The organism is Thermoclostridium stercorarium subsp. stercorarium DSM 8532, assembly GCF_000331995.1.
GTDB classification, from domain to species: domain Bacteria; phylum Bacillota; class Clostridia; order DSM-8532; family DSM-8532; genus Thermoclostridium; species Thermoclostridium stercorarium.
On the sequence record NC_020134.1, the window covers coordinates 226504 to 238837 of the forward strand.

A 12334-nucleotide genomic window follows, 5' to 3' on the forward strand; every position below is an offset into this window, starting at 1 on the left:
TGGAGCCGGAAATTCACTTCATACAAATCGATTGTTGTTAATTCCTGATTAATTTGAAGAAAAGCAAATGCTGCAATGGACAATATAAGGAAGCCTGAGACCGTTCCGTGCTACCATGACGAAGAGGGTGATGGGGAATGGAAATGAAAAAAGCTTCTTTTAAATATTATCAGAAACCGGGATTAACTAAAAGAATTGGAAAGGCGGTAAAGAGTGACTGGCAATTATATGTGCTTTTACTTCCTGCACTGGCCTTTATTTTCGTTTTCTGCTATCTGCCGTTATATGGCGTCCAGATCGCGTTCAGGGATTACAAGGCGGTATTGGGAATAACGGGAAGCCCATGGGTCGGGCTGAAAAATTTTAAAGACTTTTTCAATGCATATTATTTCAGAAGACTTCTTGAAAACACGTTTCTGTTAAACCTATATGGACTGCTGTGGGGTTTTCCCGTTCCGATAGTACTGGCTATTTTGCTGAATCAAATAGAATGGCCGCGTTTTAGGAAATTTACTCAAACCGTTATTTACATACCACATTTCATATCCACCGTGGTAATGGCAGGAATATTGTACCTTTTCCTGTCACCCGACAGTGGTATTATAAATACTTTCATAAAGGCCATGGGAGGAAATCCTATACATTTTATGATTGAACCGGGGTGGTTCAGAACCCTGTTCATAGTTTCCGATATATGGCAGCATGCCGGCTGGAATACTATCCTTTATATTGCAGCATTGACAGGAATAGATCCAGAATTGTATGAAGCTGCTACGATAGACGGAGCCACAAAGCATCAAAAAATCCGGTATATTGATATACCCCACCTTGCCCCCATTGTTGTGATGATGTTAATTCTTAGCTGCGGGAATCTTTTGGTTTCAAATACCGACAAGGCTTTGCTGATGCAGACACCGGGCAACATGGTGAAGTCCGACATTATTGGTGTTTATGTATATCAAATGGGGCTGACAAAAGCGCAGTTCTCGTACACGGCCGCAATAGGTCTTTTTATAAATGTAATTAATTTTATAATGATTATAACCGTTAACTGGATATCGAAAAAACTTGGCGATACAAGCCTGTTTTAGGAGGAAAACGGGATGCTTCATACCGGGGTTAAAACAAAAAAAACTTTAGGGGACAATTTGTTTGATACCTTTAACATTATATTCTGGATTATTGTTCTGATTATTGTAATATATCCCCTCTGGTTCATTCTTATAGCGTCGGTGTCTGATCCCGATGCCGTAATGTCAGGAAAAGTGATACTGTGGCCAAAGGATTTTTCACTTATCGGATATGAAGCTGTATTCGGGCATAAGGAATTGCTTCGGTCATATATGAATTCCATATATTACACCGTCGTGGGTACCGCGTTAAGCGTTGCCGTGACAATGATGGCAGCATATGCGTTAAGCAGGAAATTTGCCGGAAGAAAATTTGTTAACTTCCTGTTTGTGTTTACGATGTTTTTCTCGGGTGGCCTGATACCACAGTTTATAATGAACAGAAGGCTTGGACTGTACGATACAAGGCTTCTTATGATTGTCATAAACTGCGTTTCGGTATGGAATCTTATGGTGGCAAGGACTTACATTACAATGAATATTCCCAACGAATTATACGAGGCAGCGATAATTGACGGTGCCAGCCATTTCAAATATTTTATCCATGCGGTTCTGCCGCTGTCGGGGACTATAATCGCCGTACTGAGCGTATACTACGGCGTTGCGAGATGGAATGACTATTTCACCGCACTGGTTTATATAAGGGACAGATCAAAACTGCCGCTGCAGACAATTCTGAGGGAAGCCGTGGCAACGCTGACGGCGAGCACGGCAACCGATGCCTTTTTCTCGGCATATGAAGGTGACGTTAAGGGAATGACCGAAGCGATTAGAAAGGCTCTGGTTGCAAAATACTGTGCGATTGTTATATCAACAGTGCCTGCGGTTGTTCTTTATATACTCATGCAGAATTATTTTGTCAAAGGCGTTATGCTCGGTTCCTTAAAAGGCTGATGCAAATTTTTTATACCCCATGTTTGAGCCGAACCGCTGAAACAACGGCGGAAATAATCAGAAAATAGAAGAGGGGGAGTCTGAGTATGAAGAAAACATTATTAATGTTGCTGCTTGTGCTTGCGGTGCTGACGACTGCATGCGGAGCACCGGCCGCAAAGCCGGACGGCGGTGAAAGTCAGAAAGCCGATACTATTATAGCCGCACCGGTGCCGGGAAGCGACGGAAAGATAAGCGACGAAAAAATTACGTTGAGGGCTTTTCAGTACGTACTGGAAAACCAGCAGGTAGACTTCGATAATATGTGGTTTTACCAGGAGTTGGAGAAGAAGACCAATATACATATTGAATGGGAGCTTGTGAAGGATGCGGACTGGAATACCAAATTAAACCTGATGTTCGCCTCCGGAGACTGGCCCGATATGATTCTCCGTGGCGAGGTGGATATTGAGGAGTATGGCGTAAATCAGGGAATCCTTGTGCCTCTGGACGACTATATCGAAAAATACATGCCCAATTATTACAGTCGCCTGTATTTGAATGATGCCTATGTATCAATTCCCGCCTCCGACGGCAAAATGTACTATATTGGCAACCTTATCGCTCAGAACGTCAATCACGAAAGCCATTGGTTCATTAATAAAACATGGCTTGACAACCTGGGGCTTGAAATTCCGAAAACCGTCGATGAACTTACCAATGTCCTTCGCGCTTTCCGTGACAGTGATCCGAACAGGAACGGTGAAAAGGACGAAATCCCCATGAGTGCCGGAGGTCTTACCAACCACATTCAGGGCGTTTATACGTATTTTGCGCAGTTTGGCGTGCCACTGCAGTATTTTGTTTATGCGTGCATTGATGACAATCAGAAGGTGGTTTTCCCGGGATATCTGCCCGGATTCCGTGACGCATGCGAGTGGCTGCATCTGTGTTACAGGGAAGGTCTGCTTGACCCCGAAGCGATTACCCAGGACTCCAACGTATGGGGAACAAAGATGAATGCGGGGCGTGTCGGATATACAACTTATCTGCGTCTTATAAATACCGCACTTACACCCGAAACTGCGGCGAATTATGTTTCGATACTTCCTCCTGCAAGCAAGCATGGCGTAAAGGTTCCGAGAATTCTTGAGGTACCGACTTTAGGAGCTGCGTTGACAGTTGCCAACAAGCATATTCCTGAAACCCTCATGTGGATAGATGCCCAGCTTGAAACCGAAACAATGATGGTGGCTTACAACGGACCGATTCACGAGGGCGGCCCGATTGAACCTACGATGAAAATAAATGACCAGGGAAAATACGAAATATTATATGTTCCTGAAAACAACGAACTTTATAATTACGTTCCGGTATATCACGCCCAGTTCTTCGCGCCCGGGGATTATTACTTCAAGATTTACGAAATGCCCCCGCATCGCGTGGAAAGATATGAGTACAGCAAAGAATACGAAGGGGCGGGGATACTTGAGAAATATTCGTATGTTTACCTGCAACGGCTTGTTAAGATGACCAATGAGGAGTCAATTGAAGTTTCACGGTTGTATAATGAAATAGACAAATTCATGAAGGAATCAATTACAAATTTCATAACAAACGGAGTAACGGACGAAAGCTGGCAGCAGTTCCTGAACACGGCCAAGGCCGTGGGTGTGGATCGATATGTCGAGATTTACCAGAAAGCGTATGATAACTATCTTGCCAAGCAGTAAAGCAATGTGATAGAATAAAAAAAGACAGGGATTAACTTCCTTTCATAACATCTGATTTGAGCTCTGAGTTTAATAACCGCAGTACGGCTTGTCTGTTCTGCGGTTTTGTTATATTACTTCCGAATAAACTGCAGCCTGATAATATTAAAAAGCATACGGGAGTGTAAAATGAGAAAGATTTTCGGTCGTTCCATCCTGTTAAGCTATATTGTTTCATACGCTGCCGTCATGGCTGTGCTGTTTATCGGTGTGGGGATATATGTGAACAACAGCTATGCATCGGCTATTCATGAAAGTATTGTGGAGGAAAACACAAACAGGCTCAGTTCTCTTAGAATACAGCATGAGGAAAAGCTGTCCGCATTGATTAATATAGCCAATCAGATAAGCCTTTCACCGTATATTACTCCGTTTAAGCTGAAAGAAAATGCGCTGAAGGCGTATTATTTAAAGGAACATCTTGTTTCTTACAATGCGGAAAACTTTTTTGATCAGCTCTATGTTGTTTTTCACGACGATGAATATCTGTACTCTTCCGGCACATCAATGTCGATGGACATTTTTACGGAAAAGCTGATGCATTACGAAGGGATTCCGGCGGATTATTTAAACAGCCTTCTGAGAAAAAAAGACGGGGAGATTTGCATACTGCCTGCCACAGGCGTCAGGAGTGTTCTTACCAGCGACACCAATAAAAACATGGTTACAATTATTATCCCTCTTCGCCTCGGCGGAAGATTCATTGTCGGTAATGCTGTTTTCATTATAAATGATGTTGCGTATCAGAAAATGTTTACCGATGAAATATCCCAGGAGCGGAACATGTATATTTTTTCCGGAAAGACTGTAATTTCTGCGAAAAGGGCAATAAACATACCCGATGAAGTTATTCTGAAAGAAATTTCGGAAACGGAGGATTCAATAATCCGCGATATTGTTTTACAGGACGGGTCGAAGTACATTCTTTTTGCGCAGCGTGGAAAACTTCTGAATTTGTGTTATGTGTCGGTCATACCGCATGAAACCGTCCAGATGCAAACTGCCCGTTCCCGTCTTGCGTTTTCTCTGTTTCTTCTGATGTTAAGCGTGCCATGCGGTCTTCTGACGGTTTACTTTGCCAACAGGCATGTAAAGCCGATAAGGGAAATACAGAAAAGCATCGGGGGGGGATATAACGGCGGAAGACGGATTCAGCGCAATTAAAAAGGGAATAGAAACGTTAAAGGGCGAGAACAAAGCATTGCACACGCGCCTTGATGAAAGCATGGGCGTATGCAGGGCAGACTTTGTGAAAAGATTTGTAAAATGCCGTTTCCCCGCCCGCAGACAGGCTGTGGATACTGCGTCGGCCCTTGGAATGGACATAGACATGGCCTTTTACTGCATTTCAATTACATCTGCGCTGCCTCCTGAAAAAAGAGCCCTTGAACATTTAAATTCGACGCTGAATTACAAAAGCGGCGTAACGGGTTATGGAACCGAAATTTTTGACCATGAGCAGTATTTGTTTATATTGTTTGCAAACGAACGAAATAAACTGGAAAGCTGGCTTGACAATGCAAAAGCCTTTCTGTCTTCCCTTGATAATGAGGCGGTTATGGCCGTAAGCAATATTCATGTTGATTTTTCGGAGGCCACAAATGCTTATCTTGAAGCAAGCACGGCCTATGACAACCGTTTTGTCATGGGAGATGAAAATATTCTGCGGTTTTCGGATGTCAGTTCTGCCGCAAAGGATATTGAGCCGTTCACCGAAAATTACCTGGAAGGTTTCCGGAGAGCCCTTTACGCCGGCGATGCAAAGGCGCTCCATGACAGAATTAACGAATTGTTCCGGATTCTTAAGACTAAAAAATTCTCGCTGTTCGCGTTCCGCATTATTTACAACGAAATTGTAAGTATGCTGCTGAACAAGTATCTGAGCTACGGAGATGTTTCGGAAAATTCAATCAGGTATTATGACATTTTCGAACTGTCAAGATGCAGAAAGGTTTCAGACTTAACCGAAATACTGCAGCAGTTATGCAATGATATTCTGCGAAGGGAAGAACAGAACATGCCCAATGAGAACCCGGTGATTGGCAGGATAACTGACTATATTCGCGAAAATTATACCGATCCCGGGCTAAGTATTGGAACTATAGCCGAAATTTACGGTATGAGCGCCGCAGCCCTGTCGCAGAAATATAAAGAGCAGACGGGTATGTACCCGTCTGAATACCTTATGCTTCTGCGTATGGAAAAAGCCAAAGAACTTCTTTCAAAAACCGACATGTCCATTCAGGAAATAGGAACGTCGGTGGGGTATTATGACGCTTCCAGTTTTATTCGTCGCTTCAAACAGCATATGGGGATGACTCCAGCAAAATACAGAATGCTGGTGAAAAACGCGTCTACAAAGTGATGGAGAAAGTGCGGGTTTCCCCGTTTTTAATCGCGGATATCATGTCGTTTATGTCTTTCAGGCGCCTGTTCAGTTGTATTCCGGCAAGTTTTTTCACTTTATCCGAATGGGTATCGGAACCCGCGACCTTAATCAGGTTATACATATCCGCATATTTATCTGCGCACCGGTTTTCAAAATCGTTGTTTCCGCCGTTGATAATTTCAACCGCATCTACTTTCCGGGGCAGAAGCCTGATCATGGATATATAATCGGCTTCGCGGAACGGGTGGGCCTGAACAATAAACCCGCCTTCGCTGTGTACAAGATCACAGTAGTCATTTACATTAAGGCTCAGCAGGTCTGGATGATTCAGCAGCCATTCCTTGTCAAGCCCGAATGTCAGGAAATCGGTTCCCCTGTATGAATATTCCCAGCCGAAAAACACGTCAAAGTCCATTTTTTCGCCTTCTGCACGGGCTTTTTCAAACCCTCTGCAAAAGAGTTCAACCCTCACATTCCACGGAAGATCGCCGGGAACGGTGGTATTTCCGTTAAAAAAATGATCGGTTATACAAATACCGGCAAATCCCATGTTTTTATAAAAACGGACCAGTTCTTCAGGCGAAATGGCGGCGCATTTGCTTACCTCTGACGTATGAGTGTGAATATCATATCTGTACAGGTGCATAAAAATCTCCTTTTCAGTTTACTGTAAGCCAGCCAACGTAATTTCACCACTAATTCTACCACCGGCGGCCGGTTTAAAACAAGAGTAACCGGTATCACCGACCGGCAATATTGATTTTATATATACTGTGTGGTAAAATTAAACTGATTTAATTTACATAATTTAACCATTTTGTGTTATATTACATAATCTAATATGAACTTAATGTAACCAGGGGGGAGTGCCTATGCGGCAAAGGTTCAAAAAGGCGGTGCTTATGAGTCTTGTCTTTTGCTTATTTCCGGGTCTTATGTTAAATTCATTTGCCTTCTCCGACATGTCGGGGCACTGGGCTGAAGACGTAGTCAGCAAGTGGGCGGGAAAGGAAGTTGTAAAAGGTTTGCCCGACGATACCTTCAGGCCTGATGCGAACATTACAAGAGCAGAATTTGTTACCATTGTAGGCAATGTGATGAAGTATGTTAACAAATCCAGTGAGGAGTTCGTTGATGTTCCCGAGACCGAATGGTATGCTGAGCATGTTGCGAAGGCTGTTGCTGCGGGAGTGACAACGGGAGTCGGAAACGGAAAATTCGCGCCGAAGAACAGCATAACAAGGCAGGAGGCCGCTGTAATGATATACCGGGCGTTCAGACTGCAGGTGAAAAATAAAAACGCGGCTGATAAATTTTCCGATGCCGGACTTATTGCGACATGGGCAAAGGATGCGGTAAGTGCGCTGACCGAAAAGGGATATGTAACAGGACGGCCGGGAAACAGATTTGCTCCGCTGGATTACATTACACGTGCCGAAGCCCTGAAAATTATTGACAATATTCTGGATGATATTGTGAATAATTCCGGGGAGTATTCAGGTGACATTTCAGAAAATCTGCTTGTAAATACCGGTGATGTCACATTAAAGGGAATGACCGTAAAAGGAACTCTGTACCTTGCGGAAGGTATTGGCGACGGTAATGTTACACTGGACAATGTTACGGTACATGGGGATATTCTGGTTTACGGCGGCGGTGAAAACAGCATAAAGCTTAAGGATACCGTTGTTGACGGAAATCTGTATGTACTTAAATATGACGGCAAAGTGAGGATTGTTGCCGCAGGCAATACCGTTGTGAATAATACACAGGTTTTAAGCGGTGTTAATCTTGAGGAAAAAGATTTAACATCCGAAGGCTTTGGAAAAGTGGAGGTTATTTCCGCAGATCCCGGTGAGGAAGTTGTTCTTGACGGGGATTTCGATGAAGTTTCAGTAACTGCTTCAGGCTCAAAATTGAAATTAAAAAACGGCACCATTGGCACATTGAATATGGAAAATGATGCCACCGGCTCGGTAATTGAACTTGACGAAGGCACCGTGGTGAATACCGTATTGTTTGACACCGCTGCTGGAATAAGCGGTAATGGTACTGTAAAGAATGCGGTGGTAAAAGCCGATCATGTAATTCTTGACATTGTACCTGAGAATTTTACGGTGTACAAAGGGTTTACCGCACGAGTGGGAGGAAATGAAGTAGTAGGCGACTATGTTCCGGAGAGTGAGCCTGCACCTGCACCCGTTGCGATTGTACCTAAATCCGTTTCCGTTACGATCAAAACCGGGGAAGGATTTAAGACATTAACCGCGGAAAATATAACAAAGAAAAACGGATTATATGTTGCAGAATTTTCTTTAAAGTCATACGACGACAATACGCAATTGTTTTCCGCAAAGATAGAAGCAGAGCCACAGGATGTCGTTTTAACACTGACTGCGGTGAACGGCATCAGTCTCAGTACCAACGGAACCGGCGTTAACGCAGAAATTATTGAGAATGTTTCGGATATTACCGTTAAGTCATTGATAGGGGCCGAAAGTGTTTCCCTTGGAACAATAAGAAGTTTGGTCGGGGGCGGTGTGGTATATATTGACGGTTACCTGAAAAAAGACGGATATACCGATGTGCCGGTCAGGCTCATACTTGCTGTTTGAGGGCTTGCATGCCTTTTATCCGGATTAACTGCTTTAATCGGTTGGCGGGGAGACGGATAAACCGTCTCCCGATTTTGTGTGTTTGGCTTTGTACGCGGTGGGGGAACAACCTTCGACTTTTTTGAACACCTTGCTGAAGTAAAAGGCATTGTCAAAACCGAGGAAATTGGCCACTTCATATATTTTCATGTCCTTTTCGGTCATTAGCCTTTTTGCTTCCTGAATTTTTACCTGGTTTACGTAATCAATAAAACCGCAGTCGGAATATTTCTTGAACAAAAGGCTGAGATAACCGGGACTTATGCCAAGTGCAGCCGCCACTTCGTTAAGGGTAAGCTTTTTCGTGTAATTATTTCTGATATACTGTTTTGCGTTTAACACAATTCGGTTTTTGTAATCTTTCTTTTTTGATGTGAAGTATGAATAAAGACCTTCAAAAAGGGTGTTAAGCCACTGCAGGATTTGTTCTGTCGTATTCAGTGTAAAAAGGCACCTGTAATTCTGCGGGTGATCCTTGAAAATCCCGGATACAAGTTCTTCGCCGTCGGGAAGCAGCGAAATGGACAGGTACAGGATATTGCTCGCCGCGTCCAGCGCCTGGAGAAAATAGGAAGGATGCTCCCGGAACAGTTCCTGAATGGAAGAAAAAACCTTTCTTAAACGGTCGGGATCAAATTCCTCATATGCCGAAACTATATCGTTTTTAAATATTGATATATTGAAAATGTTTTTAACCGGATTCTTAAGATCCAGTTCGTCAAAAAAGCACAGCGGCCTATCCGGTGAAGACATGCTGAAAATCTGCCTGGCATCCATAAATGAAGCGGAAATATCCAGCGGATTCTCCACAAATCTTCCAACTGAGCCGTGTATTGACGCGCCATAATAATTATTAAGCATTTCCATGGTGTTTTTTACAGAATTGCTAATAAATGCCACATAATCGGAGATTTTGTTTTCAGGTATAAGGAATATGATCGCGAAATGTTTAATATCCAGCGCCGTGATATAGCAGTTGATATATTTCGGCAAAAGGGTTTTCACCATTTGCAACGTGCTTGAATAAAAATTAAGTTGCTGCCGTGTATCCATTGAATGAGTTTTTTGACCGGATATTTCCATATACGATGCAATATAGCCTGCCGCATTAAAGTCCAGTGAAAGGATTTGGGCCTGCAGTCTGAACTGTTCTTCGCTTTCAAACAGGTTATTCAGAAGCATGATAAAAAAGCGCTCGTGAAAAAGCAGCGTTTCAACGGGAACCGGCTGGACCTGGTATTGCGAGCTGCGTATTACTTCATCCAGTAACTGTATAGCTGTATTAATGCTTGCCTTGAGGTTTTCCTCGGTAAGTTCAAATTTCACCAGATAATCCACGGCATGAAGGGATAAAGCCTCTCTTGCCAGATGAAATTCTTCGTAGCTGGTAAGGACTATAAACAGCGGCAGACGACCGTATTTTTTCTGGCATTCCTTCATTAGTTCAAGACCGTCCATAATAGGCATTTTAAGATCGGTTATGATAATATGCGGGGAAAGTTTTTCGATAAGATTCAGTGCGTCCCTTCCGTTGGATGCAGTTCCGCATATTTCAATCCCCAGCTCCGCCCAGTCCAGCATTGACTTTATTCCTATTTGAACCAGAGGTTCATCATCCACAATCAGTAAACGAATCATTTTGATTTTAATCCTTTCCTGATAATTTTAAAATTTTCATGTTAATTTTGCAAACTCAAAATATTTTTATATATCAGGCTTTGTTTCTCCGGCGCAGGGGATACAGGGAAGGAGGATTGTCACCGTTGTGAAACTGCCTTTTCTGCTTTTAATTGATAACCCGTATTTTTCACCGAATTCAAGCCTTATCCTGTTATGCACGTTGGAAATACCGATCTTCCTGAAAAAACCCGATTTGATTTCCGATTTGTCGGTTAACACCGTTTTTATCATTTCGTCGTCCATGCCGATGCCGTCATCGGTAATGTCTATCTGAAGATCCCCCGAATCATTCCTGAATATATGAATACTTATGTTTCCTGCAGCGCCTTTGGGCTCAATTCCATGAAATATGGCATTTTCCACGATTGGCTGCAGCGTAAACCTAAGAATTCCGCAGTTCAGGAGTTTTTCATCGTCGTTTTTTATATCAATGGTTATTGCTCCGCCATAGCGGTATTTCATTATTGTATAATAATCCATCAAAAGGTTCAGTTCTTCGGAAAGGGGAACAAACTGTTTGGTTCCTTTGGATATGTTCTTTAAAAGCCTTGATAGGGCAGTTACCATTTCGGCAATTCCGGGCGCGTTCTGTACGGTTGCCATCCATTTTATGGACATCAGGGTATTGTAGAGGAAATGGGGGTTAATCTGGCTTTGCAGCATCTGGTATTCATAGTCTCTTTTCTGTTTTTCCATTTCAAGTCTCGTATTCATTAAGTTATTGATGCTTTCGGCCAGTTTGTTAATTCCACGGCCTATTTCCCCGAATTCGTTTTCCCATTCAATTGTTTTGTCTTTTGAAAAATCGCCCCGCCCGATTTTTGCCATGGTCTTCTTTAATTTGCTGACAGGGGTGTTTACCATTTTATTGAGAATCAGCGACATAAAAAAGCCAGCAAGAACTATGAATAACGAAATTAGAATTATAATCCCGATAAAAAATTTAGTCTGTGAAAAAAGTTCCCTGACGTCAATCTCACGGGTTATATAGCAATCTGCATAATTAAGCGGTCGTGTAACGTAGAAAACCTTTTGTTTGTGTCTGACATTCAACAGGGTATTATTAAATAATGTTGTAATGTTTCTGTTACTGTTACTTTCAAAAAATTCCGGTCTGAAGTCTGTCAGGATGAAGGAGCCATCTTTGTATAAGTATGTGTTTCCCGACAGGGTCAGGTATATTGATTCGGTATCACTGTGATGATACAATTCAATGGCATTGGAAAACAGCTCAGGAGATATGCAGACAAACACCCAGCCCGCAATACTGGAATCATAAAGGCTGTATATCGGACGAATGAGCGGAAGTATGGTAAGTCTGTTTTTGATTTTAAACGGATCGTATACAAACCCTGTACTGAAACTGTAGGGATTGCTGTTAAGCGCCGCCTCAAAATAATCCAGGTTTTCGACCACGTCAAATACGTCCACAACACTTGAATGTCTGATTGTTACAACCTGGACAAACTCTTTTTTATTGCTCGCCACCAACACCCTCTGAATGTATTCGGACGAATCGTTTGTATTGTACTGCTGGTTAAGGTATTCATAGACCGTTATTTTCTGCTTCGCGTTTTTTGAACCGTACATTGCGAATTCCCCTATGGTAGTGTTTGCCTGACACCAATCAGCCAGGGAAAAAATGTTTTTCAGATCGTTGTTTATTGTATCGGCAATTACCTGAAGACTGAGTTCTGCAGAATGTATCAGATTGTTACGCAGATAGTCGTCATAAACCTTGTAACTTATGCCTGCGATAAAGGATGAGAGAGCAAAGGAAAACAAAAGGGTTGAAATAATAATTTTACCCTTGATGGTTTTGATAAGCGGTTTCAT

At 42.6% G+C, this 12334-nt stretch carries 9 protein-coding genes; 6 read left to right on the plus strand and 3 right to left on the minus strand.

Going from position 1 to position 12334, the window contains the following annotated elements:
* Positions 1–137: 137 nt before the first annotated feature.
* The 5 genes from CST_RS00970 (at position 138) to CST_RS00990 (ending at position 6140) form a co-directional block, all read left to right on the plus strand.
* Positions 138–1091, plus strand: coding sequence for an ABC transporter permease (locus CST_RS00970; protein ID WP_015357932.1), 954 nt, complete (start codon positions 138–140; stop codon positions 1089–1091).
* A gap of 12 nt (positions 1092–1103) precedes the next feature.
* Positions 1104–2024: a carbohydrate ABC transporter permease gene (locus CST_RS00975; protein ID WP_015357933.1), complete on the plus strand. Its 921-nt coding sequence runs from the start codon at positions 1104–1106 to the stop codon at positions 2022–2024.
* An 86-nt stretch (positions 2025–2110) separates the two neighbouring features.
* The gene (locus tag CST_RS00980; protein ID WP_015357934.1) at positions 2111–3736 is read left to right on the plus strand and encodes an extracellular solute-binding protein; all 1626 of its coding nucleotides are present in this window, start codon (positions 2111–2113) and stop codon (positions 3734–3736) included.
* A gap of 168 nt (positions 3737–3904) precedes the next feature.
* Positions 3905–4939, plus strand: coding sequence for a cache domain-containing protein (locus CST_RS00985; protein ID WP_015357935.1), 1035 nt, complete (start codon positions 3905–3907; stop codon positions 4937–4939).
* A gap of 61 nt (positions 4940–5000) precedes the next feature.
* On the plus strand, positions 5001–6140 hold the full coding sequence (locus CST_RS00990) for a helix-turn-helix domain-containing protein (protein WP_169315993.1): 1140 nt from the start codon (positions 5001–5003) through the stop codon (positions 6138–6140).
* On the opposite strand, the gene CST_RS00995 is transcribed toward CST_RS00990, so the two are convergent.
* Positions 6130–6810 carry a PHP domain-containing protein gene (locus CST_RS00995; protein ID WP_015357937.1) on the minus strand — a complete coding sequence of 227 codons (681 nt, stop codon included), beginning with the start codon at positions 6808–6810 and terminating at the stop codon, positions 6130–6132. The two genes, CST_RS00990 and CST_RS00995, sit on opposite strands and share 11 nt — an antisense overlap.
* A 226-nt stretch (positions 6811–7036) precedes the next feature.
* On the opposite strand from CST_RS00995, the gene CST_RS01000 reads away from it, so the two are divergent.
* The gene (locus CST_RS01000; RefSeq protein ID WP_015357938.1) at positions 7037–8779 is read left to right on the plus strand and encodes an S-layer homology domain-containing protein; all 1743 of its coding nucleotides are present in this window, start codon (positions 7037–7039) and stop codon (positions 8777–8779) included.
* A gap of 33 nt (positions 8780–8812) precedes the next feature.
* Here the strand turns inward: CST_RS01000 and CST_RS01005 are convergent, their stop codons facing one another.
* Together CST_RS01005 and CST_RS01010 are read right to left on the minus strand one after the other, a co-directional pair.
* Positions 8813–10456, minus strand: coding sequence for a response regulator transcription factor (locus CST_RS01005; protein WP_015357939.1), 1644 nt, complete (start codon positions 10454–10456; stop codon positions 8813–8815).
* A 66-nt stretch (positions 10457–10522) separates the two neighbouring features.
* Entirely contained in the window at positions 10523–12334 is a 1812-nt protein-coding gene (locus tag CST_RS01010) for a sensor histidine kinase (protein ID WP_015357940.1), read from the minus strand.

Bases quoted from the DNA above. Each gene is read 5' to 3' on its own strand.
- CST_RS00970 (WP_015357932.1), top strand. From the start codon at position 138: ATGGAAATGAAAAAAGCTTCTTTTAAATATTATCAGAAACCGGGATTA.
- CST_RS00975 (WP_015357933.1), top strand. From the start codon at position 1,104: ATGCTTCATACCGGGGTTAAAACAAAAAAAACTTTAGGGGACAATTTG.
- CST_RS00980 (WP_015357934.1), top strand. From the start codon at position 2,111: ATGAAGAAAACATTATTAATGTTGCTGCTTGTGCTTGCGGTGCTGACG.
- CST_RS00985 (WP_015357935.1), top strand. From the start codon at position 3,905: ATGAGAAAGATTTTCGGTCGTTCCATCCTGTTAAGCTATATTGTTTCA.
- CST_RS00990 (WP_169315993.1), top strand. From the start codon at position 5,001: ATGGGCGTATGCAGGGCAGACTTTGTGAAAAGATTTGTAAAATGCCGT.
- CST_RS00995 (WP_015357937.1), bottom strand. From the start codon at position 6,810: ATGCACCTGTACAGATATGATATTCACACTCATACGTCAGAGGTAAGC.
- CST_RS01000 (WP_015357938.1), top strand. From the start codon at position 7,037: ATGCGGCAAAGGTTCAAAAAGGCGGTGCTTATGAGTCTTGTCTTTTGC.
- CST_RS01005 (WP_015357939.1), bottom strand. From the start codon at position 10,456: ATGATTCGTTTACTGATTGTGGATGATGAACCTCTGGTTCAAATAGGA.
- CST_RS01010 (WP_015357940.1), bottom strand. From the start codon at position 12,334: ATGAAACCGCTTATCAAAACCATCAAGGGTAAAATTATTATTTCAACC.